Origin of the sequence: Pseudomonas sp. PGPR40 (genome assembly GCF_022014505.1) — a bacterium.
GTDB lineage: Bacteria > Pseudomonadota > Gammaproteobacteria > Pseudomonadales > Pseudomonadaceae > Aquipseudomonas.
In genome coordinates this window covers 88,249-111,099 of sequence record NZ_JAKLSP010000011.1, presented here as the reverse complement: position 1 = coordinate 111,099, position 22,851 = coordinate 88,249, and the positions used below count along the sequence as shown (strand labels likewise).

Below are 22,851 nucleotides of genomic sequence, written 5' to 3'. Positions count from 1 at the left end.
TCTTTTGGATTTGGCGTGCCAGAAGAGGAAAAAAGCAGCTATAAAGCGTTTGACTGTCAATCAGAGCGCGACAATGAACCCGTTCGAAGACATGCGTATTTTTTGCCAGGTCATGGACTCTGGCAGTTTCACCGCGGCAGCCGATCAATTAGGGTTGTCCAAGCAGTTCGTCAGCCGCCGTTTGATGCAACTGGAAGAGCGCCTCGGCGTGCGCCTGCTCAACCGTTCGACCCGGCGGCTGGACGTCACGCCGCTGGGGCAGAGTTATTACGAATCGGCCCTGCGCTTGCTCAGTGAAGTCGAGCAAGTTGAGCAGGGCATCGCCGGCCAGACCACCGAGCCTCGCGGCACTATTCGCCTGAGCGCACCGTTGTCGTTTGCCGTGGCACATCTGGGTTGTCTGTTGCCGGCGTTTTTGCAGCGTTATCGCGATGTCACCGTGGAAGTCGACCTGAGTGATCGGCCAGTGGACTTGCTTGGCGAAGGCTACGATCTGGCATTGCGCATCGGCGTGCTGGAAGACTCGACACTGATCGCTCGACGCCTCGCCTCCATCGAGCGAGTGTATTGCGCGAGCCCGGCGTATCTGGCCGAGCGTGGCACGCCGCTTAAACCGGAGGATCTGCACACCCACGATTGCTTGCCTTACGGCCACGGTCGTCAGGTGCAGTGGCGTTTCGACGGGCAGGGCAAGCCGCTAACGGTCAACGTCACCGGACGGATGCGGGTCAACAATGGTGAACTGCTCAAGGATGCGGCCGTCGCCGGCATGGGGATCACGTATCTGCCGACCTTCATCGTCGGTTCGGCCCTGGAGGAGGGCCGACTCGTGCCGGTGCTGGATAATTTGCGCCCCGAACCGCTGATTTTGTCGGCAGTTTACCCGCAGCATCGCCAGAGTTCGCGACCTGTGCAGGCGCTGATCGAATTCTTGCGTGAGCGGTTGAATCAACGCGAAGAGGGTTCGCACCACCGATGATTACCGCCATGTGTGTGCACACCGTCATCGTATGAACACCACCAAACCCGTAGGAGCCGGCTTGCCGGCGAAGGCGTTGCCATGAACGCTGCAGGGCGTGAGGCCGTCTTCGCTGGCAAGCCAGCTCCTACCCATTTGTGTGCACCGTCATTTTTCCCTGTGCGGACAGCGATCCGATTCGGCCAATCACGCCTGCGCCGCAGTCACTGCCGGCTGCGCCGGTTTGCGCAATGCAGTCAGCCGCGAACCGCTGTAACAGGTTTCGCGGAAGAAGCGCCAGCGGCCGAACAGGTCGTAGACGTGGGTGATGCGCCCCTGCTCCTGGTAGTCCATGCGCAGGTGCATTTTCATGCCCTGGATGTTGCGGGCGTCGCAGACGTCCATGACCTTGTTGCAACCTTGGTCCCGCATCGCACCCCAGATATTGTACTGGGCGTCCACCGACAGACTGGAACCGAAGTAGAGAGGGATCATTTCACCGCCGAACTGAAAAAACTCACCGGGTTTGACCCGGAACCAGCAGCCGTAATAGTGCTGGTCAAAGTAGTCACTGAGGCTGCCCCAGATGAATCCGATCGCATCACCTGCCTCGTCCACGTACATGTGCCCGGTGTGACCTTCGGAGGCGATCTGGGCCATGGCTTTGACGCGGTTACCGTAATACTTGGTGAAAGCCGTGGCGTTTTCCTGGGTAATGAGCACCAGACGCAAGCCCGTGTAAGGCCGTAGTTTGTGCGGCGCTATTGGGGTGACCAGATCGCGTCCCAACCACAGCAGCTCTCGGTGCAAGTACACATAGCGGTTCCAGAGCGTCTGCAGCGTGTGAAGCAGGCCTTTTTGTTTGATGCGTTCGCGAAGCTTGTCGATGGCGCTCATGAAGTCCTCCGTGGCTGAAGCCAGGGTTGGGTGGGGAACGTTTTCAATGGCGATAATTCAAGGTTGCAACGGGTCCAGCTCAATCGAGTACCGCGGCTCTTCTTTGAATGTCGTTGGCACATCGGCATAGGACACTCTCGGAACGCCCCCAAGACGTTGCTCCAGGATGTGAGCCAGAGACTCTCCGGGGTTTAAATAGACATCGCCAAAATCGGCGCCGAGGTGGGTCGGGTGGACGACGATTTCCAGCAAGCCGTCAATCGGCATTGCCACGTTGCGCAGGTCGACCGGGGTGCATACATACTTGGCAGTCGCCCCGGCCAGACGGTTCAATCGATGATTGAACAACGTCTTGAACACCCGCTTGGGCACACTCAGGTTATTGCCCAAATGGCGCGCCAGTCGCACGGGCACCCCTTGGCGAGCGGCGAAACGCGCGACGATTTCGCCGATGGGCCAGATGTTGTGCACGTGCTGATGGGAGTCGATGTGGCTGGGCTGCAGGCCGTTGTCCAGGCAGCGTTGCCATTGGGCTTGGAGTTCCTCCAGCACCGCTTCGCGATCCAGGCGGTTGAGCCAGAGACTGTGGCGAGGCAGATCGAGGTCGAACATGCCCTGGCTGTTACAGAACGTTGAACGCATGAGAATCGAGGGGCTCAACGGCCGGCCGAAGGTGAGGTTGAAATGCAACCCGATTCGCCCATGGAGCAACGGCTGCCGGGCCAGGGCGCAGGCCTCCTCGAATGCCGGCATGTTGGCCATGGCGGTTGCGGAGCTGATGACCCCGGCCTGGAAGGCGCCGAGGATCACGGCGTTGTCACTCGGGCTGAGGCCGAAATCGTCAGCGTTGATTATGACTTGGCGAGGCATGTTTGCCCTCCATTGTTTTTTCGGTGGGCGCAGGGCCTTTACAAGCCGGTGTCGGAGGGGATGCAGGAATAGCTGATGCACGCCAGGCTCGCCACTTTTTCAACCAGGGCTTGAATTGATGCCAGAGTCGCATGGTCAGCCCCAGGGCGAGGCCACTCGGGCGCCAGGAGTAGAAGCTCCAGCGCCAGTGTTCCAGTTGCCCGGTCATGCGCTCCTGGAGTTGATGGCTGGAGTTCGTCAGGCTGACGCGCGAGGCGTCGATCCAGTGCCAGTTATCGTCAATGCCCCAGCGAATCCACTCTTCGAGCAGCACACGACCGCTGCCCAGGTCGGCGTATTGCGGCAGGAACGCCAGGTTGTAGTCGTACAACCGGCCCTGTTCCAGCAAGCCAAGCCGATAGCTGATGCAACGTCCATCCAGTTCCATCACCACCACTCGCATCAACCCCTGTTCGGCGAGGGCGGTGAAGGCACGTTCCATCCATTGTCGACTGCGCTCGTTGGTGAAAATCCCCACGCCTTGAATGCCTTTCCAGCTCTGCGCTTCGACTTCGCCGAGGGTCTGCAACAACGGCCCGATGGTCGCTGCGTCAGGGATGACGCGTCGGACTTGGGCGCCATAGGCCAAGATACGTTTACGCGCCCGGCGCAGTTTGTAGCGCGGATCGCCGGAGACTTCCTGGCGGTCGGTCTCATTGATCAAATGCACCGGCACCCGGCAACTGAGACGGCGCTCACCGCTCGAGCTGTGGGCCATCCATGCGGTCAGCGCGCTTTCTTCGCCGATGGGTTCGGACAATTCATTGAGTTGCAGCATCGCATGGGGCAAGCGACGGCGGATGATCACCAGCGCCTTGCGCATGCTGTCGGCATCGAGGCAGGTGAGCAGGGCCAGGCGATCGGTGAGGGGATAACCGAGGTGACGCAGGACCCGAAATGGCAACCTTCCAAAACGCTCCATGGACGCCACCAGCGGCAAACACAAAGCCAATTCATCGCCTTGCCAGCCCAGCAGAACGTGCAAGCCTGTCCCGGCGGTCAATGCCTGTTCCGACGCGCGCAGCCAGGCCAGGGTATTGAACGGCGTGTGATCGGTCACGCGCAGACGCAACCCCTCATAGGCAGCTGCCGGAAAGTCCGGGGCGCACATCGATGTGCGCCATTCGAATCGAGCCATCATAGGTTCACGCCACCGCCTCAGGAACAGGTGAACGGGACGGTTTACGTAGCGCATCCAGGCGTGAGCCGCTGTAACGGGTCTCACGAAAGAAGCGCCAGCGACCGAATAATCGGTAGACGTGCAGGAGGCGTCCTTGCTCTTGATAGCCCATGCGAATGTGCAGTTTCAGCGCCGGTATATTGTGGGCGTCGCAGACATCCACCACCGTGTCGCAGCCTTGGGCCTGCATGGCTTTCCAGAGTTGCAGTTGCAGGTCCACCGAGAGCGTGGTACCCCAATAGGCGCGAGCCAGTTCGCCGCCGAACTCAAAGAATTCGCCTTTCTTTACCGGGAACTTGCAGCCGTAGTAATGCCGGTCGTGGTACTCCCGGGTGCTGCCCCAGATGAAGGCCACCGCGTCGCCCTGGCCGTCCAGATACATGTGCCCGGTGTAACCCTCGGTGGCCAGTTCCTTCATGGTGTGAACGCGGTCGCCAAAGTGACGGGCGAAGGCTGCGGTGTTGTGCACGGTAATGGTCTTCAACTGCAGCGGTTTGTAAGGCTTGAGCTGATGGGGGGGCACCGGGCTGACCAGATCACGCTTCATCCATAACAACCCCCAGTGAGCGAACACGTAGCGCCTCCACACGACCCTGATCGTTGCACGCAGGCCTTTTCGCTTGATGTGTTGGCGAAGTTTCCCTAAGGCATTCATGTCATTGCCTCCTGACAGGGACCGGTCGCGGATGACGTGCTGCAACGCGCAGTAGAGCGCGGCGCGGTCGTGGTGATGCAAGTGGATGGCGTTCATGAGGCGCTCCAGCTCAAGGCGAACAGGGTTTCGCCCGGCAGGTCGAAGCTGACGCGACCGTCGTGACAGTTGAATTGAACGCTACGACTGCGGCTGTCGGCACCGAAGTACACCAGCGCGCCCTTGGCTAGTGGGCACGCTGCCCCGCCCAGATCGACACGCTGCAAGCGCACCCCTTTATTGACCCCTAACAGGCTGCGCTGGCGGTCGGTGGCCATCGCCAGCACATCGACCTCGAAGGCGTCGTTGTCCAGGCGCATGACGTTTTTCAGCCAATGCTGCTGGATGAATTGCTGGGCCAGGCCTACCGGTTTGAGTTCGAAACGGTCGCTGCCCAATACCCGCACCATGCCTTTGGGGTAGGTCGGCTCGTCGGCGGCCTGGAACCAGTTGAGCATGTCCAGTAACCCGTCCTGCGACGAGTTGATGACCACCGAGGTCCACCATAGCGAAGCGAAATGGGTTTCCTGATCGTAAGGGCTCAGGCTCGAACCGCTGGACAGGTTGGTCTGATCCAGCAACAAGGCCTTGCGTGGCCGGCCCTTGGCATCGAGGCCTACCAGTTCGGCGGCGCGGCGCACGCTGTCGCGGTAGACCCGAGTCGCCAGCAGGTCGCGAATCATCCATTCGTGCCAGGCGAGGGCGTCGATCTGTTCGCTGGATTCGGTCAGCAGGCGCCGTGCCCAATCGATACCGCGCTTGTCGGCGGCGTTGTCGGCGAACGGGCCGTTGACGAAGCGCGAAGTGGCGGGCATGGCGATGCGCACACCGGCCCTGGCGTTGGCCGGATCGCTGCGCACTTGCCGGGCCATGCTGTTGAAGATCGCCTGGTAGTCGGCGTAGCTCGGGTAATTGAGGTTCGGCTCGTCGGCGAACGCGATGTAGTGCGTACCGCTGCCACCGAGGGCGCGAGTGGCGGCGAGCCAGGCGTCGAGGCCGGCATTGCTTTGGGTGTCGGCCCGCAGATCGGCCTGACGCTGGCTGCCGGCTAATAGCGTGAGGTCCTGCGTAATGCCGAAGCGGTTCTGATAGAGCTGGCGGAACGCATCTTCGTGGTGCGGATTTTGCGCGGTGACATCAACGAAACTGTAATAGGTGCCCGCCTGGGGCTTGAGTGCATCGAGCGCTGCGAAACTGGATTGAGGGGGCAGCACGTAGGGCAAGTAAATGCCCAGGTTCGGGGTGGGGCCGAGCATCTCTTTGTGCAGGGTCAAGCGGGTCTGGCCATCGTCCTCGCGCAACGGTTTGAGTTGCTGCGGGTTCTGGGCGAACAGGTTCGCCGTGCCATCGAGCCAGAACGCGACCTTGCCGCTGCCTTGCAGACGCAGGCGCCAGACCTGTTCGTCCTGGGTAACGGGCAATGCCAGCTGATCGAACTGCCAATAGGCGCGATGGGGTTTCAGCGCCAGGGACAACTGTTTGTTGTCGCTCACGCGCTGGGCCTGCAGGGCATTGATCCCACCGTGAAACTTGCCGGCCAGTACGGCGTGTTCCCCCGGCGCGACCTTGAAATACAGCTCATCGCCGCCGCGGGTTTCGGCGCTGAAATGCACCTTGGCCGGGGCAAATAACGCCACGGTGCGTTCGTCGTGTTCGATCGTGTAGCGGCGGAAGCTGTAGCCCGGAATTTCCAGTCGATAACTGGCGGCACTCGGCGCCAGCGGCCAGCTCTGCTTGCCTCGGGTTTCACTGGCGGCAATCAGGCGTTCGTCCTTCAGGTTGCCGTTGCCATCGAGTAGATACAGGCGTTCTTCGTTGGCATCGGCCTGCCACGCCGGAACCCAGCGAACAGTCAGCGTGTCGGGGCGATCCGTTTGCAGGTACAGGCTGCCATCGCGAATATCAGACCAGCGCATGGGCGCCGCCTGAGCGCTCAAACCGAGGCCCAGGCTCAACAGCAGCACGAGGCGTTTCATGCCGATTTCCGTTGCAGTATCTGAAGCATCGGGGCCACATCGCTGGGCAGGATGATCAGGGTTTGCCAGACCGGCACGCCGCTCAGCCGGCAATACATCACCAGCAGCGCGAGGGTGACCGTCAGGTAGGCGATGGACGATGCCGTGGCGGCGCCGACAATGCCGTAAATCGGAATCAGCAACAGGTTCAGGGCCAGGTTCAGCAACGCGCCGAGGCCCATCAACAGCGAAATCGTGCCGGGGCGATTTTTGCCCAGCAAGTCCAGGCGCAGGATGCTCGCATAGCACAGACCGAGCAGCCCCGGCAGTAGCGCCAGCAATGCCGGGTAGGCCGGCTGATAGGCAATGCCGAACAGCGTGATGATCAGCCATTCACCGATCACCGCCATGCTCAGGCAGGCGCCAAGCATCACCGTGGCGGTCAGGCGCAGGGCCAACGGTGTCAGGCGATCCATGCCTTCGTCCTGTTGCAGCAGGCGTTTCATCAGCGGCGTGGTCACCGCTTCCGGGACGATCAGCAGCAACTCGGCGGCGGCGCTGGCCATGGCGTAATGACCCAGTGCCGTGCTGCCGAGCAGGGCGCCGATGAACAGGTAGTCGGAGCGCAGAATCACTTGTTGGAACAGCAAGTCCGGATGGCTGCGAGCGCTGTAGCGCCACAGTTCATTCTGGCTGGCGCGGTCCCATTGCAACTTCAAGGGCTGGGCGCGCCTGAGCCAGAACCACCCGGCCAGTACCACCAGGCTGATGCCGGCCAGCCAACTGATCAGCGCCGCTTCCAGCGCCGCGTCTTTCCACATCCAGAACAACGCCAGAAACAGCAACAGCGGCGCCAGGGATTCCACCAGCCGCAAGACATTGAACGCCACCACACCACCCGACGCATTGTGCAAGGTCAGCAGGCCACTCTTGAGCACGGTCAGCGGTACCGCCAGCAGCAACAGCCAGGCGAGCAATCCCAGTTGTGTGGTGATGTCGAGTTCGCTGCCGAACTCCCGCACCAGCGCCACCACCAACAACGTCAGCAAACCCGCCAACAGGCAACCGAACACCAGCACCTGGCTTAGCAACAATCCCATGGGCCGTTGCTTCGCCGCCTGATACCCCACCGCCGAATTCAACCCGCCGCTGGTGGCGGCGCTGATCAAGTCGGGCAGGGTACTGAGCAACGCAAACAGTCCGCGTTCGCTGGGACCCAGAATCCGCGCCAGCAATACGTTGCGCAAAAGTCGCAAGCCGATCATCGCCAATTTGGTGCCCATGCTCAGGGCCAGGTGTTTGAGGTAGTGGCTGCGACTCATGGCCTGGCTCCGCGGTAGATGCGCCAGGACAGCAACTCCGGATTGCGCGCCGTGCGCTGGCTGATGCCAATCCGCGGCAAGGCCAATGGATCGCTGATACCACGATAAATCCCGCCGACGGTGCCCAGGGCAAACGGGAAGTCGTGGTCGGCCACGTGTTCGCGCACCCGCGCGTCATGATCGCCATTGGGGTAGCAGTAGACTGGCAGCGGCTGGTTGCAACTGTTCATAAGGGCATTGCGGCTGCGGCTCAATTCCTCATCCAGGCGTTGATCGTCAAGGTCGGTGAAAATCGCGTGGCTGGCGCCGTGGGGGCCGAAGCGGATCAACCCGCTGGCTTCCAGCGCGCGTACTTGATGCCAGTCCAGAGCCTGGGGCAACGACTCCTCCGGGCATTGATCGGTGAGCCGGTCCAGTTCAGCCGGGGACAGGGTTTTCAAGCTTTGCAGAAAATGCAAAAGCGCCAGGCTACGGCGCTGCACATCCAGATCATCGAGCAGCACCGGTAGCGGTCGCCCAAGCCGTTGCAGGCATTCAATCAAATGTGTCCGGGCTTTCTCACCGTGGCTGTGCCACAGGGTTTCCCCCAGGCTTTCCCACCAGAAGCGTTGCCGGCTGCCAATGAAATCGGTGGAGAGAAAAATGCTCGCCGGCACCTGATGTCTTTTCAGCAACGGGAAGGCATTCAGGGCGTTGTCGCGCCAGCCGTCGTCGAAGGTCAGCGCGATTTTTGGTCGCCCGGTTCTGATGGCGCCGGGTTGCAAGATCTCCATCAGCGGCACGCAGTCGAAGTGTTTTTTCAACCAGAGCAGCAAGTGTCCAAAGGCCTTCGGCCCGACACACAGTTCATTGCGATGGGGAAGGTCGGCGGCGCGGTCATTGGCCAGCACCCGGTGCAGCATCAGGATCACCCCGGCGCCGTGCAATTGGTGACGGCCTACCGGCGAGTTGAGATAAAGCCAGCCGCTGGTGCGTTTCAATAGTTGTTTGATCGCCATGGCGCGGTCCTTTCAACGATTTTGCTCGGGGTTCCACTGCGCGTACCGCTGGCCGCGCAGGAACTGCCACAGACCGACACTCATCCCGGCAAGAGTCACCAGAACAAATGCGGCGAGGCGAAAAGGTTTGGGCAAACGGTGTTGCACATCCAGCAGGCCGACGATCGCCATCGCGTAACCGAGCAATTGCGCGATCAGGCTCAGGCGATAGAAGTCATGTACATTCCACAGCCAGAAATTGCTCAGCAGCAATGGCAGCAACAGAATCGGTGCCAGGCGTCGAATCAGCTTGTGGCTGATCAGTGCAACCGCATACAAGCCATGGCGCCAAGGGTTCAGCAGCTCCCGGCGCCGGGCCAGGCTTTGCAGGCCGCCGACGGTGACGCGCTGACGACGGCGCCATTGCTTGGCGATTTCATCGACGCCCTGGTCGCTCACGTGTGCTTCGGGCACATAGACGATACGTTTGAACGCCACCGGCGCGCAGGTGCTGATAAAGAAATCATCGTTGACCTCCGCTGGCACGTGCTGGAACAACTCGCGGCGCAGGGCGAGCAGGGCGCCGTCGGCGGAGACCATGCAGCCGGTGCGATTTTCCATCGTGCGCAACCAGCCTTCGTAATGACGATAAAGGCTGTCGCCCAGGCTCAGGCCTGTGCCCGCTACCGGGATCAGCATGTGCCCGGCACAGACTCCGACTTCTGGATCGGCCAGGGGCGCGAGCAACTGGCCGAGGGTGTCGGTCGACCATTGGTTGTCGGCATCGGTGAACACCAGAACCTCGCCCATGCTCAGGGCAACGGCGGCATTCAAGGTGGCTGCCTTGCCCTGACGGGGCAGGTCGAGCACGCTGATGCGCGGGTCGATGACCTTGCGGGCGCAGGCCACGGTGTCATCGGTGGAGCCGTCGCTGGCCAGAATGATGTGTAGCGAGCGCGCCTGATAATCCTGGGTGAGCAGGGTGCGCAACTTCTCTTCGACATGCCGGGCCTCGTTGTGCGCGGCAATGATGATGCTGACATTCATCGGTTGTGCTGGCGCATGACGCCGCACGCGGAACAACGGCGCGAGCAGCGTCAGCAATAGCGGGTAGCCGAGCCAGGCATACACCGGCAATAACAGGCACAACCAGAAAATGAATTCAGCCACGGGCCGGCCTCCTGACATTCCAATGACAAAGGCTCAGGAGGAGCGCGGCACCGGCCAGGTGCAGGCGCACCCAGTGCAGGCCCCACAGTTGCAGCATCAGGCCAAGGTCATGGTGTTTCAGGCTTTGGCGCAGGCTCTGGGCGAGCGCGGGCAGTGTGGTGACGAACAGCATGAATAACGCCTGTTGGGGCAAACCATTGAGCAGGGCGGATATCGCCATGAAATCCAACACCCAGGCGATGATCGACAGCATCGGGAAACGCAGTAAACGCAGATTCATGCCGTGGCTGCGCAGTAACTGCAGGTGACTTCCCTGACGCCAGAATTCCTTGCCCATCCATTCGCGCCAACTGCTCTCGTAACCCCAATGCAGGGCAACGCTCTGGTTGACGGACAGCAGGCGTGCACCAGAGTGGGAAAGGCGCATGGTGAAATCCTTGTCTTCGCCGGTGTGCAGGTTTTCGTTGAAGCCGCGGACCTTGTCGAACCATGGACGACGCATCAACAGGTTGGAACTGGGCAACCATCGCACTGTTTTCACCGTTTCATCGTTCGGTCGCAACGTGCGGCGTTGCCAGGCACTGGCATACCATGGGGCTTCGGCCGGGGTGTGCAGGTCCAGTCCCAGGACGTCGACCTGAACGGCGGATTGGATGCTCAACAACAACGTGAGCCAGTCCTCGGGCACTTCGATGTCGGCATCAATGAAGGCCAGCCATTCGCCTGTGGCAACGGCGGCGCCGCGATTGCGCAGCGCACCTATCGGCAGGCCCGGCAGAACCAGCACTTGCGCGCCCATTTGCCGCGCCATGTGCGGCCCTTGATCCTTGGAACCGTTATCGACCACGATCAACTCGCATTCCAGCCCGGCAGCCTCGGCGGCTTTTTTCGCCGCGAGCAACGTACGACCGATGTGTCGGGCTTCGTTGTACATCGGGATGACGAGGCTGATGCGGTTCATACCCTGGCTTCCGTTGGCGGCTGTTCTTCAGCCTTGAGGCGCAACACGCAAGTCAAGGCGAGCATGATCCACAGGTATTTATGATTCGGTGCACTGAGGAACATCAAAAACAGCATCAACGACAAGTAGCTCATGCCCAGGTGCGTGATCAGGTCGGCCTGTTCCCAATCCCTTCGCAACAACCAGGCATGACGGGCGCGGACCAGGTTGTACATCCCAAGGCCGAGCATGCCGATGAACAATAGCCCGGCGGGAATCCCCACTTCGCTGAAGATTTCCAGGTAAGTGTTGTGAGCGCGGCGGTACAGGTCGCCGGGTTTGCGATTAGCAGAAAATATCTTGGAGTAACCGGTGGTGGCGTAATGCAGCGGGAAAGTGCCGGGGCCGGAACCGAGTAGTGGATGCTCGCGAATGATCTGGCTGCCGACCAGGATGTACGACGTCCGGCGGCCGAGGGATTCGTCCTGGCTCTTGGCACCGGCCTTCAAGATGCTCAAGGACTGGATGCGCGCGATGTAACCGGCTGGCATCGAATAAATCGCCAGCGGAATCACAATCGCAAGGCCGAGCATGGCAAAGCCCAGATGGCGTGGACGGATGCGTGGCAGTTGAGCGCGGTAGTGCCATGCGCCCATCATCAAGCTGAGGAACAGTACCACCAGCCCGGAACGGGAATCGGTCCTGGTCATGCCGCCCAGCAGCAAAATGCAGCAGGCGCCCCAGAACAATCGGTGCAACAGGTTAGGGCTGCGAATCACCAGTAGCAGAGCCAATGGCACGGCGAAGGCGATCAGCAGGGCAAACGAGTTCGGGTCTTCCAGCAGTCCGGCGGCGCGGCCCTGATCCTGATACTTGACCGAGAACATGGCCAGTGCGCAGGTCGCGCTGACGCTGAGGGTCACCAGCCGGGCGAACAGATCGAGGTTCAAATCACGGCCGATCAGCAAGGTGATCACAAACAGCACCAGGCCGACGCTCAGATCCCGCAGATGACTCTGGGACATGTCCAGGTTGTCGGTATTGATCATGCTCAACAGGTACAACACCATGAACCAGATCAGGTAGCGCCAGATGTTGCTGCGCAGGCGCTCGGACGGAATCTGGTGGATAGCCAGTTGCAACATCACGATCAGCGCCAGCGAAGCACCGATGAATTTGGTGCCCGACAGCGCATTGCCCTTGAAGAAACCTTCGAATGGGACCAGCGCCGCGATGCCCAATAAACCCCAGGCGGGTTTGCGGTACAGCACCGCGATGGCGACCAGACCGAGGACTGCGCCTGGTGCCAGATAGGGATAAGGACTGGCCAGCAAACCAAGGCAGACCAGGGCGAGCAGACTGACGATCGAGAGCGGAAAGATCACGCGCGTGCCTCCCGTGCAGTACGGATATAAAGCTGCGACCAGCGTTCGGCCAAAGCCTTCAGGTCGTAACGGTCCAATTGCGTACGTCTTGCGTTATCGATCAGTTCGCGAACCAGTGCCGGCTCGTTCAGCAGCGTATCGATCTGCAGGGCGAGGGCGGTGCTGTCGGTGGGTGTCGCCAGCAAGCCGTTGTGCCGATCCTCCAGCACATCGGGAATCCCGCCGACGCTGAACGCCACCACCGGCACTCCGGCCTGCATCGCCTCCAGCAAAATCATCGGCGTGCCCTCGGTGCGCGAGCTGATCACCAGCGCATCGAGTTGCGGCCACCACCGGTTCATGTCGGTCTGATAACCCGGCAAGGTGATGCGTTTGTGCAAACCGGCGGCGGCAATCCGCGCCAGTAAGGTTTGCTGTTCCGGGCCGTCGCCGAGCATCACCGCGTCCAGTTGCTGGTGTTGCCGGCACAGCGGAATTAGGGCATCGAGAAACAGGTCCGGGCCTTTTTCATTGCTCAACCGGCCGACGTAACCCGCCAGCCAGCGCGGGTGTTTGACGTTGTTGGACAGCAGGTTGCTGGCTGTTGGCAGACCATTGGGAATCACTTGCAGTTTCTCCGTCCGGACACTGGCCTTGCGGTGCAGTACGGCGATGCTTTCAGCCACGCAAACCACGCGATGCACCGACGCCGTGCGGCACAGTTGCAAACTCAGCCAGCCGTAGAGGCGTTGCTTGCGACTGCGCGGGGTGAAACCATGTTGGGTAATCACCAACGGCAAGCCCAGCAACGTCGCACTCACCCAGCCAAATAACAAACCCTTGAAATTGTGCGTATTGATCAGTGGCTGTTCAGCTCGCCGCTGACGTAGATGACGCAGCAATTCCCTCAAACCCGTAAAGCTGCGGCAGTCGACCCCTGCCTCGCGAAATCGCGCGATCAGCACGGGCGGCGCATCGAGAAACAGCACCTGGTGCTGCCCCGGCGTCGCCAGGCAATGGTCCAGCAACATCCGCTCAGCGCCATAGAAGCCGCCGCTGCTGATCAAATGCATGATCGGCAGAGCGCTGGCGCTGAGCGGCCCGTTCAATGGCGCACCCAATGCACGAAGCTATCCACGGTCCAGTTTTTGTGCGGATTGTTCGGCATGACGTCTTGCTCGTTGATCACCAACAGCACCGGCAAGCCCAGTTCATGGGTGATTTGCGCTGGATGCTTGAAGCGATGATCGAAGAACTCACGCACGTAGACGAAGGCAATCGCCAGCAGCAGACCGGTCAGCATCCCGAACGGAATGATCAGCAGCGGTTTGGGAAACGCTGCTTCGGTTGGTTCGTACGGCGGGCTGAGTACCCGGGCGTTGGACATATCGTTGTCCAGCAAACCGGCGGAACTGCTTTCGGCAAAGCGTTGGGCGTAGGTGGAGAACGCCGCGTGCAAGGCATTGATCTCGGTGTCCATCTGCTGCAACTTGCTTTGAGCCACTTGCAACTGATGGATGCGGTCCTTGAACTGGGCGATGCGCGCGGTTTTCTGCTTGATCACCGAGGTGACAATCGCCAGGTCGTTGGTCCGCTCCTGAATCCGGTTGCTGACGATTTTCAGGAACTGTTGACGGGTGCGGGAAATCTGCTCGCGGGTCAACAGCATCGGTTCACTGCCCGGCTGGAAGACCGCCAGGTCGTTCATGTAGCGGCTGACCTGAGTGGTCAGTTGTTCACCGAGCTGCCTGATCTCCCGGTCTTCGAACGCGATGTTGTCCACCGTGGTGGTGAAGGTGAAGGGGAAGGTGTAATCGCTGAGCCGGGACGTATTGGTGGCTGACGTCAGGGCGGTTTTCAGGTAGTCGAGCCAGCGCTGGCTTTGCAACAGCCGATCCTGATACAGGTTCAGGGCCTGTTCCTCGGTGTTGATGGCATTGAGGCGGAAGGTGATTTCTTCCTTCGGATCGGATGAAGCCACGCCTTCGAGCAACGCCAGTCGCGTACCTTCAAGGCCATCGAGACGCACCTGATATTGCTTCTTCTTGGTTTCGTAGAAGCTCTGCGGCAGGTCGATCGATTGCAGCTCCTGGCGGCTAGCCAGGTAGTTTTGCAGCAGCGCGGCGACAAACCGGGTGCCTTGGGCGGGATCGCCAAAGCTGTAGACAATCGAGATCACGTTGGAACCCGGCAGGGTTTCGATTTTCAGGTTATCGACGGCCTCTTGGGTGTAGGTATCCAGGGCGGTGTCCCGAACCGGATCGATTTCAAGCCCGAATGCATCGCGCACCGGATTGACCATGTATTCACGCAAGGGGGTGGTCACAAAACGTGTGATCGGTTCGGTCACCAGTCTGCTGAAGATCCCGGGGTTGGGCGCGTACTCGCCTTTGTCCCGCAGGTCGCTGATGGTCTGACGGATCAGGGCCGGCGAACGCAGGATATTGCTCTCGGTTTCCATGTCTGCCAGTGACGGCGGAATGAATGAGGCGTCACTTTGGGTCAGGGACGTGGTGGCGTCTCCCTGGGAGAGTTTTTTGGACTGCACGATCACCTGCGCGGTAATGTCGAAGCTCTGTTTGAGCATCAGCGGCAAGATCAGGGCGATCACTGCAAAGATCAGGAAGACGCGTTTCACCAACTGCTTGTTGGCGAAGAAAATCCTGAAGAACTCATGCAGGTAGTTTTCCTTTGGGTTCATGGTCGGTCACCTGAGCGTTAGTTGTCGCTGTCTTTGTTATCGACGCGGTAGGCGAAACCGAAGCCCACCCCCTGGAACAACACCACGTCCGCCAGTTGCCGCGCGAGCTCACCGGCGCTGGCCAGTTTGGTCTTGGGCACGTAGAGCATGTCGTCCGGTTGCAGGTAAGCAATCTGCGACGCGTCACCGGACAAGGCTTTTTCCACGTCGTAATGCACGGCCTGCACATGGTTGCCGGTGCGGCGCATGATCACCACCGAATCGAGCCGCGCCTTGACGTTGGTGCCCCGGGCCAGGGTCAGCGCTTCAAGGACCGAGACCGGCCGGCGAATCGGGTAGGAACCCGGTTGCGCGACTTCACCGAGCACATAGATTTCGTTGCCCGAGGTGGACTTGAGCATGACGTCGACCTTCATCCGCCCCGGCAATTGTGCGTAGCGCTGATTGAGGAAGGTTTCCAGTTGGTTGACCGTCATGCCTTGCAGCGGTACGGAGCCGATTTCCGGAAAGCTCGCATAGCCGTCGTTGCCCACGGTGATCTCCCGGGTCATACCGCTACCGGGCTGGCTCAGGTTGCTCTTGAGGTTTAGCTCGTTGCTCAGCGGGCTGGTGACCAGCACCGTCACCTGATTGCGATTGGGCTGAAACAGGGATTTGCGCTCATAGGCGCGCTGGATCTCCTGCCGCGCTTCGACGGCCGTCAGCCCGCCGATTTTCACCGCGGTGTTAGCCCCCGGCAGTTCGATGGTGCCGTCGGGCAGCACCAGCTGAGTGCCGTTGAGCTGACTGGCGGCGGTGAAGTTCAGGGCGACCTGATCACCGGGCTGAATGCGGTAAGCACCCGAGCTACTGGTGCTGATGTGATAGATCACATCCAGCACATCCTTGGGCCGCAAGGTCTGTTCGACCCTGGGCATGTCGGTGGCCTGGGCATTGGCCGGCTCGGCCGTGAGGATCTGCACCGGCATGTTCTGGGTTTCACTTGTGCTGGAGCAACCTGCAAGCGGCAGCAACAGCAGGACAAGCATTTTGGCGTTCATGGCGTCATCCTTTCTGCGGTTGCTTACAGGTTTTTGTAAAGCCATTTGGGCATGTAGTACTTGCGCCGGTTGAAGACGCTGCCCACCAGTTTTGCGCCGGCCTGGGTCAGGCGCTGGACCGCGGCCTGGGCCACTTCCCAACGCGTGTCTTCGGCGCGCACCACCATGATCACGCCGTCCACCAGGGTGCTGATGACCAGCGTGTCTGCGGCCGAATACACCGCGTCGCCGTCGATCACCACGAAGCGATACCGATCGCCCAGTTGATCGAGCAACGGGGCTAATTGCTCGGTCGTCAGGTGCTCGGCGCCGCGGGTGTGCCGCCCGTTCGGCAGGATGTGAAAGGGCAGGCTGGAGACGTTCACCAGGCAGTCCTGCAGCAGCGGCGGGGAGTCGTTGAACAGCAGGTCGCGAAAGCCGCGTTCTTTGGTCAGCCCCAGTTGCTGCGTGAGGTTGCCCTCCGACTGGCTGGCGTCGACCAGCAGCACTTGGCCGCTGCTCATTGACGCCAGTTGACTGGCCAGCGCCAGGGCGCTGGTGGTGGTGCCGGTGCCTGCATTGGCAGCGGTCAGGAAGAGGATCCGCAGATCCAGGTCGAGCACGGTCGAGGTCAGGTTGGACTCGCTCGGGCTGGCGATGGTCAGGCTTTTGTTCGATGAACCGTCCATTTAACTCGCTCCGTGGCCGCTGAATACTTTGAAGGGGGTTTTCAACAGGATCTTCAGATCAAGCAAGAGGCTCTGCTCGGCGATGTAGTTGAGATCCAACTCAACGCGCTGGTCGAAGTTGATATTGCTGCGCCCGGAGATCTGCCACAGGCCGGTCATGCCGGGGTAGATGCTCAGGCGTGCAAGGTGACTGTCCTTGTAGCGATAGGCGTTGAATGAAGTCGGTCGCGGACCGACCAAACGCATGTCGCCGCTGACCACATTGATCAGATTCGGCAGTTCATCGAGGCTGCTGCGCCGCAGGAAGCCGCCGATAAGGGTGATCCGTGGGTCGTTGTCGATCTTGAAATCGATGGCGTCGGCACCGTGCTTGTTCAGGTGCCGCAAAGACTCCTTGAGCTCCTCGGCGTTGCTCACCATGGTGCGAAACTTGTACATGCCGAACAGGCGGCCGCGGTAGCCAGTGCGCTTCTGCACGAACATCACCGGTCCCGGGCTGCTGAACTTGATCACTAGCGCCAGGCCTAGCAGCACAGGGGAGATCAGCAACAAAATCACCAGCGCGCCGAGGCATGCGACCACCCGGTTGGTTCGCGACAGGGTCCAGGGGCGACCACCGTAGCGGCCAGTCAACCAGCCGCGCCCCTGCATGTGGATCGCCGTGTCCAGGCGCATTCGGTGTTCGGGATCCAGGCGTTTGTCACGCTGCATGTGATTGAGCAACATGCCTTTTTCTTGTCCAGTCATAGGGGCCTCCGCTGAAGCCCGGACGCGAGCGGCGAGTGGGCGATGCGCAGTGGGTAGTAGTCACGGAACCAAACGATGAATCGTCCGAGTCCTTCATCCAGCTCGATCCGTGGCTGGAAACCGGTGGCCTGCGCCAGATCGCTGGCATCGGCGCAGGTGTTGAGCACATCGCCCGGTTGCAGGGGCAGCAACTCGACGAGGGCTTTTTGTCCGAGGTGTTTTTCCAGCAGCGCCAGGTAGTCCTTGAGCTCCACCGGTTGTTGTCCACCAATGTTGTAAATGCGCCACGGCGCCATGCTGCTGGCCGGGTCCGGTTGTTCGCGGTTCCAGTGCGGTGCCGCTTGGGGCGCGCGGTCGAGCAAACGAGCGATGCTCTCGATGATGTCGTCGATGTAGGTGAAATCCCGCTGGTGCTGGCCGTAGTTGAACAGCTTCAGCGGCTGGCCTTCGGCAATCGCCCGGGCGAACTGGATCGGCGACATGTCTGGCCGGCCCCAAGGCCCGTACACGGTGAAAAAACGCAAACCGGTGCAGGGAATGCCGAACAGATGGCTGTAGCAGTGGGCCATCAGCTCATTGGCTTTTTTGGTTGCGGCGTACAGTGACAACGGATGGTCGACGCCGTCCTTGACCGAGTAAGGCGTGTGCTGGTTGGCGCCGTACACCGAACTGGACGAGGCGTAGATCAAGTGCTTGACCGGGTGGTGGCGGCAGCTTTCGAGGATGTTCAGGAACCCGCTCAGATTGCTGTCGACGTAAGCCCGCGGATTTTCCAGGGAATAACGCACCCCGGCCTGGGCCGCGAGGTGAATCACCACCTCCGGTTGTTCACACACAAACAAGGCGTCGAGGGCCGTGGCGTCGGCCAGATCGATGGTCGCCAGCGGGAAATCACCGACGTGCCCACGTACCCAATCCACGCGGTCGTGTTTGAGTTGCGGGTCGTAGAAATCGTTGAAATTATCCAGCCCGCACACCTGATGCCCGTCACGTATCAACCGCAACACGCAATGGGCGCCAATGAAACCGGCCGCGCCGGTGACGAGTATGTTCATGGCCGTGGCACCTCGGGAACGATGTGCCGAAGCCCGATGCCGCTGTAGTGCAAACCAGCCGCCGCCACCTGTTCCGGGTTGTAGAGGTTGCGCCCGTCGACGATCACCCGCGCGCGCAGTTTGCTCGCCAGCAGGTCGAAATTGACCACACGGAAATTCTTCCACTCGGTGCAGATCACCAGCGCGTCGGCATCTTCCAGAGTGTCGTCGCGGGTAGCGCACAGGTGCAGGTCATTGCGGTAGCCGTAGATGCGCCGGCACTCGGACATGGCTTCCGGATCGTAAGCCTGCACGCTCGCACCTTCGGTCCACAGCGCCTCCATCAGATAACGGCTGGGAGCTTCGCGCATGTCATCGGTATTGGGCTTGAAGGCCAGGCCCCAAATCGCGATGGATTTGCCCACCAGGCCATCGGGAAACAGCGCCTGCAGTTTGCTGAACAGAATGTGCCGCTGGCTGTCGTTCACCTCGGTGACGCTGCGCAGCAGACGCAATGGCATGCCGTGGTGTTCGGCGGTATGCAGCAGGGCGCGCAGGTCTTTGGGAAAGCACGAGCCGCCGAAGCCACAGCCGGGGTAGATGAAGTGGTAACCGATGCGTGGGTCCGAGCCGATGCCTTTGCGCACCGCTTCGATGTCGGCCCCCAGCAACTCGGTGAGGTTGGCCAGTTCGTTCATGAAACTGATGCGGGTGGCGAGCATTGCGTTAGCGGCGTACTTGGTCAGCTCGGCGCTGCGGTTGTCCATGAACATGAGCTTTTCGCGGTTGCGGCAGAACGGCGCGTAGAGTTCACTCAATTGGTTGCGCGCTTGATCGTCATTGGTGCCGACGATGATTCGATCCGGGCGCATGCAATCGGCCAGGGCGCTGCCTTCCTTGAGAAATTCCGGGTTGGACACCACCCGCACGTTCAACGCCTGTTTGCCACGGCGTTGCAGCTCTTCGCTGGCGGTGCTCGCCACTTGGTCCGCGGTGCCTACCGGCACGGTGGACTTGATGATCAGGGTGCGGTCGGACTCCATGAAACTGGCGATCTGCCGAGCGACATTCAGCACATGGCTGAGGTCGGCGGAACCGTCTTCATCGGCGGGTGTACCCACCGCGATGAAAATCAGCTCGGCGTGTTCGACCGCGTCACTGGCCTGAGTGGAGAAGAGCAGGCGACCGGCCTTGATGTTGTCTTCCAGTGTGCTGGACAGTCCCGGTTCGCTGATCGGAGGCACGGCCAGCTGCAGTTGCTTGATCTTGTCGAGATCGATATCGACGCACAGCACACGATGTCCGACATCGGCCAATGCTGCAGCTTGAATCAGACCGACATAGCCCGTACCAAATACGCTCACGTCCATAATTGGCGTGCCTCGTAAAACGGTGGATGTAACTGAAGTGAGACTGTCAAAAGGGGTATAGCCCAGCCGTGGGAAAGCGTGTCAGCAAAATGACGGGTTACCGGGGCAGGAAACCCTGATTTCACGGGCTCTTTGCCATCAAGTGCTTGCCACTGCTGGATTTACCGCGGTTTTGAGCTGTTTTTAAGGTTTTCAAGAATGCGATAAACGGTCGAAAGGCCTGTAATACAAGGGTTACAGGCATTTTGCTGTGTCAGATTTGATTCAACATTTTTTTGACGCTTTCGGCAAAAAACCGGCATTTCTTGCGCTTCGATGGCTCGGTGCTAGTGTCAGAAAGTGGCCGACAATCCATTGGTCATGGAGGCGCTGTAAACACCATGATCCGTTACTTCAAAGAACTGCTGCTGGGTCTGTATCTGCTCAAGAATTACGACTACTACCTCGATCGTCTTGACGCGCTGGGCATTGGTTTTCCGATGCTGCTATATGGCGCAATGTTCGTCGTGCTGGCAGTGGCGCTGTTCATGACTGCGTACATCCGTCAGACGCTGATCCGCCATCTGTTCGCATTGGCGATGTTTGGCTCGGCGGTGTTCTTTGATGTCTATACGCAAGTGACTGCCGGCTACATGACTTACAGCAGTTTTGTGTCACTGGTGTATTCCGGTGGGTTCATCCAGGAAGCGGCTTACCAGTACCGCGATGCAATCATCAGCGGGACGGTCAGTGGGTTGTTGTTGCTGTTCGGTATCGGGCTCAAGCCGCGTCGACGGGCGCCATTACCGGGTGCGCTGTTGGTGGCTGCACCGGTGCTCGGGGTGTTACTGCTCAGCGTCGTACTGTTCGTGCGGGCCGGCGAGGGCGCCCGTGGCTTACCGATCATGTACACACCGTTGGCCTATTTGAACCTGTTCACCTATGAAGCACTGCACAACACCGTCGGCCCGCGTGAACCAGTGAGCCTGACGCGCATCGATCAGCCGGTGGAGCACGACATCGTGCTGATCATCGACGAGAGCATTTCCGGCAATTACCTGGATATCAACACGCCGTTCGGTGTGCACAGCAACCTCAAGGAACCGCACCCAGGCGTGGACATTTTCAATTACGGCTATGCGGCGTCCATCGCCAATTGCAGCGCCGACACCAATGTCACCCTGCGCTACGGTGGCACCCGCGGCGACTACATGCGGATCAACAGCACATTACCTTCCATCTGGCAGTACGCAAAAAAGGCCGGGCTGCGCACCGTTTACATCGACTCCCAGCGCACCGGTGGCAACCTGCAGAACCTGATGAACGCTGCCGAAAAGAACGACATCGACGAGTTCGTGCAATTCGACCGGAGCAGCGTGCGCGACCGCGACATGGCAGCCGCGGCCAAGCTGATCGAACTGCTCAACGACGGTAAGCCTGAGCTGGTGGTGATCAACAAGGTCGGCGCGCATTTTCCGGTGCATGACAAGTACCCGGACGCGTTCATGGCTTACCGCCCGACCTTGCCCCGTGGACGGTTTGTCGAAGTGGCGGACACGGGCACACGCGATGGTTTCGACGGTCAGCCAGATGATTGGTCGCTGTACCGCAATGCCTACAAAAATACCGTGTTGTGGAATGTCGGCGAGTTCTTCGCACGGGTTTTTGCCCAAGCGGATTTGAGTCATGCGCTGCTGATCTACACCTCGGATCATGGGCAGGATCTGCATGAGCGCGGTAACCCGGGGCTCAATACGCACTGCGGTGATGATCCGGTGGAAGAGGAGGGGTTGGTGCCGTTGGTGGTGATTTCGGGCAGCGGTTTGAAGACCCTGGATTGGCAGGCGCAGTTGCCGGCCAACAAGGATCGCTCCAGTCACTACAACATCTTCCCGACCTTGCTGCAGCTGATGGGCTATGACCTGGCGGGGATCGAGGCGGTGTATGGCAAACCGTTGAGTGTGCCGACGGCGGACGATTTCACGTTTAACTATCGGTTCAATGCGCGGTTGGGGGCAATGCCAGCGTGGAAATACATTGATCTGAAAAGCATCGTGACGCCGGGGCGGGTGGTGCCGAGCGTGGCGGTGGGGCAGTGAGATTTTGAGCGATTGAGCGGGCCTCTTCGCGGGCAAGCCTCGCTCCTACGGATCGCAATATCCTGCACTGACGCATACCTGTAGGAGCGAGGCTTGCCCGCGAAGACGTCAGACCATTCAACCCGAGATTATCGGGTGTACTCTCTACCCTTGCCCCCACTCATCAAAAGAGTTTCCCTTCATGCTTCACGTCCAGGGCGTCTTCAAAAGCTACGCTACCCCCCAAGGCCCATTACCCGTGCTGCAAGGCGTCGACCTCACGTTGAAACCCGGCAGCAGCCTGGCACTGATGGGCGAGTCGGGCAGTGGCAAGAGCACCTTGCTGCACCTGATCGCCGGACTGGACAAGGTCGACCGTGGCAGCATCCGCAGCGGCGAGCATCGGCTGGAGCAGATGACCGAAAGCCAACTGGCCAACTGGCGGCGGACCGAAATCGGTCTGGTGTTCCAGCAGTTCAACCTGATCGGCAGTTTGCGCGTCGAAGACAATCTGGCGTTTCAGGCGCGTCTGGCCGGGCGCCACGATCCGCGTTGGCAAGCGCATCTGGTGCAACGTCTTGGGTTGCAGGATTTGCTGCGGCGCTATCCGGAGCAACTGTCCGGCGGGCAACAGCAGCGCGTCGCTCTGGGTCGCGCCTTGGCATCGCAACCGAAACTGCTGTTGGCCGACGAGCCCACCGGTAGCCTCGATGAAACCACCAGCGATGAGGTGTTGAAGTTGTTGCTGGAACTGCTCGATGACAGCCCGACGACGTTGTTGATGGTCACTCACAGCCCACGGGTTGCCGCACGGTTGGCAGACAAAGTGGTGCTGCACGGTGGCCGTCTGGCTGGCGCGGACGAGCGCTGA

The 22,851-nt window shown here is 60.3% G+C and carries 20 protein-coding genes; 3 read left to right on the top strand and 17 right to left on the bottom strand.

Going from position 1 to position 22,851, the window contains the following annotated elements; all coding sequences use genetic code 11:
* Positions 1–73 precede the first annotated feature (73 nt).
* The gene (locus tag MEB48_RS11855; RefSeq protein ID WP_237884419.1) at positions 74–979 is read left to right on the top strand and encodes a LysR family transcriptional regulator; all 906 of its coding nucleotides are present in this window, start codon (positions 74–76) and stop codon (positions 977–979) included.
* 186 nt (positions 980–1,165) lie between these two features.
* Here MEB48_RS11855 and MEB48_RS11850 read toward each other — a convergent pair whose 3' ends face one another.
* The 17 genes from MEB48_RS11850 to MEB48_RS11770 form a co-directional block, all read right to left on the bottom strand.
* Positions 1,166–1,855 carry an N-acetyltransferase gene (locus MEB48_RS11850; RefSeq protein WP_237884418.1) on the bottom strand — a complete coding sequence of 230 codons (690 nt, stop codon included), beginning with the start codon at positions 1,853–1,855 and terminating at the stop codon, positions 1,166–1,168.
* A gap of 57 nt (positions 1,856–1,912) precedes the next feature.
* Positions 1,913–2,725, bottom strand: coding sequence for a ChbG/HpnK family deacetylase (locus MEB48_RS11845; protein ID WP_237884417.1), 813 nt, complete (start codon positions 2,723–2,725; stop codon positions 1,913–1,915).
* Positions 2,697–3,905 (bottom strand): GNAT family N-acetyltransferase, encoded by a 1,209-nt coding sequence (locus tag MEB48_RS11840; protein WP_237884416.1) that lies wholly within the window; start codon positions 3,903–3,905, stop codon positions 2,697–2,699. The genes MEB48_RS11845 and MEB48_RS11840 overlap by 29 nt, the downstream gene beginning before the upstream one ends.
* Before the next feature lie 4 nt (positions 3,906–3,909).
* Positions 3,910–4,599 carry a GNAT family N-acetyltransferase gene (locus tag MEB48_RS11835; protein ID WP_237884470.1) on the bottom strand — a complete coding sequence of 230 codons (690 nt, stop codon included), beginning with the start codon at positions 4,597–4,599 and terminating at the stop codon, positions 3,910–3,912.
* A gap of 92 nt (positions 4,600–4,691) precedes the next feature.
* Positions 4,692–6,611 (bottom strand): hypothetical protein, encoded by a 1,920-nt coding sequence (locus tag MEB48_RS11830; RefSeq protein ID WP_237884415.1) that lies wholly within the window; start codon positions 6,609–6,611, stop codon positions 4,692–4,694.
* A complete protein-coding gene (locus tag MEB48_RS11825; RefSeq protein WP_237884414.1) occupies positions 6,608–7,912 on the bottom strand; it encodes a lipopolysaccharide biosynthesis protein in 1,305 nt (434 codons plus the stop codon). Before MEB48_RS11825 ends, MEB48_RS11830 begins: the two co-directional genes overlap by 4 nt.
* Positions 7,909–8,910, bottom strand: coding sequence for a polysaccharide deacetylase family protein (locus MEB48_RS11820; RefSeq protein ID WP_237884413.1), 1,002 nt, complete (start codon positions 8,908–8,910; stop codon positions 7,909–7,911). The genes MEB48_RS11825 and MEB48_RS11820 overlap by 4 nt, the downstream gene beginning before the upstream one ends.
* A gap of 12 nt (positions 8,911–8,922) precedes the next feature.
* Positions 8,923–10,059, bottom strand: a complete 1,137-nt coding sequence (locus MEB48_RS11815; RefSeq protein WP_237884412.1) for a glycosyltransferase — start codon at positions 10,057–10,059, stop codon at positions 8,923–8,925.
* Positions 10,052–11,020, bottom strand: a complete 969-nt coding sequence (locus MEB48_RS11810) for a glycosyltransferase (RefSeq protein WP_237884411.1) — start codon at positions 11,018–11,020, stop codon at positions 10,052–10,054. Before MEB48_RS11810 ends, MEB48_RS11815 begins: the two co-directional genes overlap by 8 nt.
* A complete protein-coding gene (locus MEB48_RS11805; RefSeq protein ID WP_237884410.1) occupies positions 11,017–12,384 on the bottom strand; it encodes an O-antigen ligase family protein in 1,368 nt (455 codons plus the stop codon). The genes MEB48_RS11810 and MEB48_RS11805 overlap by 4 nt, the downstream gene beginning before the upstream one ends.
* On the bottom strand, positions 12,381–13,436 hold the full coding sequence (locus tag MEB48_RS11800; RefSeq protein WP_442969089.1) for a glycosyltransferase family 4 protein: 1,056 nt from the start codon (positions 13,434–13,436) through the stop codon (positions 12,381–12,383). The genes MEB48_RS11805 and MEB48_RS11800 overlap by 4 nt, the downstream gene beginning before the upstream one ends.
* A gap of 32 nt (positions 13,437–13,468) precedes the next feature.
* Positions 13,469–15,064 carry a GumC family protein gene (locus tag MEB48_RS11795; RefSeq protein WP_237884408.1) on the bottom strand — a complete coding sequence of 532 codons (1,596 nt, stop codon included), beginning with the start codon at positions 15,062–15,064 and terminating at the stop codon, positions 13,469–13,471.
* Positions 15,065–15,081: 17 nt separating this feature from the next.
* Positions 15,082–16,104, bottom strand: a complete 1,023-nt coding sequence (locus tag MEB48_RS11790) for a polysaccharide biosynthesis/export family protein (RefSeq protein WP_237884407.1) — start codon at positions 16,102–16,104, stop codon at positions 15,082–15,084.
* A 23-nt stretch (positions 16,105–16,127) separates the two neighbouring features.
* Positions 16,128–16,772: a CpsD/CapB family tyrosine-protein kinase gene (locus MEB48_RS11785; RefSeq protein WP_237884406.1), complete on the bottom strand. Its 645-nt coding sequence runs from the start codon at positions 16,770–16,772 to the stop codon at positions 16,128–16,130.
* Positions 16,773–17,519 (bottom strand): sugar transferase, encoded by a 747-nt coding sequence (locus MEB48_RS11780; RefSeq protein WP_237884405.1) that lies wholly within the window; start codon positions 17,517–17,519, stop codon positions 16,773–16,775. It lies immediately after the preceding gene.
* Positions 17,516–18,574: an NAD-dependent epimerase gene (locus MEB48_RS11775; protein WP_237884404.1), complete on the bottom strand. Its 1,059-nt coding sequence runs from the start codon at positions 18,572–18,574 to the stop codon at positions 17,516–17,518. Before MEB48_RS11775 ends, MEB48_RS11780 begins: the two co-directional genes overlap by 4 nt.
* Complete coding sequence (locus tag MEB48_RS11770; RefSeq protein WP_237884403.1) at positions 18,571–19,923, bottom strand: UDP-glucose dehydrogenase family protein; 1,353 nt, start codon at positions 19,921–19,923, stop codon at positions 18,571–18,573. Before MEB48_RS11770 ends, MEB48_RS11775 begins: the two co-directional genes overlap by 4 nt.
* 380 nt (positions 19,924–20,303) lie before the next feature.
* On the opposite strand from MEB48_RS11770, the gene MEB48_RS11765 reads away from it, so the two are divergent.
* Complete coding sequence (locus tag MEB48_RS11765; RefSeq protein ID WP_237884402.1) at positions 20,304–22,001, top strand: sulfatase-like hydrolase/transferase; 1,698 nt, start codon at positions 20,304–20,306, stop codon at positions 21,999–22,001.
* 181 nt (positions 22,002–22,182) lie between these two features.
* A complete protein-coding gene (locus tag MEB48_RS11760; protein WP_095053535.1) occupies positions 22,183–22,851 on the top strand; it encodes an ABC transporter ATP-binding protein in 669 nt (222 codons plus the stop codon).

Bases quoted from the DNA above. Each gene is read 5' to 3' on its own strand.
- MEB48_RS11845 (WP_237884417.1), bottom strand. From the start codon at position 2,725: ATGCCTCGCCAAGTCATAATCAACGCTGACGATTTCGGCCTCAGCCCG.
- MEB48_RS11835 (WP_237884470.1), bottom strand. From the start codon at position 4,599: ATGAATGCCTTAGGGAAACTTCGCCAACACATCAAGCGAAAAGGCCTG.
- MEB48_RS11830 (WP_237884415.1), bottom strand. From the start codon at position 6,611: ATGAAACGCCTCGTGCTGCTGTTGAGCCTGGGCCTCGGTTTGAGCGCT.
- MEB48_RS11790 (WP_237884407.1), bottom strand. From the start codon at position 16,104: ATGAACGCCAAAATGCTTGTCCTGCTGTTGCTGCCGCTTGCAGGTTGC.
- MEB48_RS11795 (WP_237884408.1), bottom strand. From the start codon at position 15,064: ATGAACCCAAAGGAAAACTACCTGCATGAGTTCTTCAGGATTTTCTTC.
- MEB48_RS11850 (WP_237884418.1), bottom strand. From the start codon at position 1,855: ATGAGCGCCATCGACAAGCTTCGCGAACGCATCAAACAAAAAGGCCTG.
- MEB48_RS11770 (WP_237884403.1), bottom strand. From the start codon at position 19,923: ATGGACGTGAGCGTATTTGGTACGGGCTATGTCGGTCTGATTCAAGCT.
- MEB48_RS11775 (WP_237884404.1), bottom strand. From the start codon at position 18,574: ATGAACATACTCGTCACCGGCGCGGCCGGTTTCATTGGCGCCCATTGC.
- MEB48_RS11800 (WP_442969089.1), bottom strand. From the start codon at position 13,436: ATGCATTTGATCAGCAGCGGCGGCTTCTATGGCGCTGAGCGGATGTTG.
- MEB48_RS11760 (WP_095053535.1), top strand. From the start codon at position 22,183: ATGCTTCACGTCCAGGGCGTCTTCAAAAGCTACGCTACCCCCCAAGGC.
- MEB48_RS11855 (WP_237884419.1), top strand. From the start codon at position 74: ATGAACCCGTTCGAAGACATGCGTATTTTTTGCCAGGTCATGGACTCT.
- MEB48_RS11765 (WP_237884402.1), top strand. From the start codon at position 20,304: ATGATCCGTTACTTCAAAGAACTGCTGCTGGGTCTGTATCTGCTCAAG.
- MEB48_RS11810 (WP_237884411.1), bottom strand. From the start codon at position 11,020: ATGAACCGCATCAGCCTCGTCATCCCGATGTACAACGAAGCCCGACAC.
- MEB48_RS11825 (WP_237884414.1), bottom strand. From the start codon at position 7,912: ATGAGTCGCAGCCACTACCTCAAACACCTGGCCCTGAGCATGGGCACC.
- MEB48_RS11780 (WP_237884405.1), bottom strand. From the start codon at position 17,519: ATGACTGGACAAGAAAAAGGCATGTTGCTCAATCACATGCAGCGTGAC.
- MEB48_RS11785 (WP_237884406.1), bottom strand. From the start codon at position 16,772: ATGGACGGTTCATCGAACAAAAGCCTGACCATCGCCAGCCCGAGCGAG.
- MEB48_RS11840 (WP_237884416.1), bottom strand. From the start codon at position 3,905: ATGATGGCTCGATTCGAATGGCGCACATCGATGTGCGCCCCGGACTTT.
- MEB48_RS11820 (WP_237884413.1), bottom strand. From the start codon at position 8,910: ATGGCGATCAAACAACTATTGAAACGCACCAGCGGCTGGCTTTATCTC.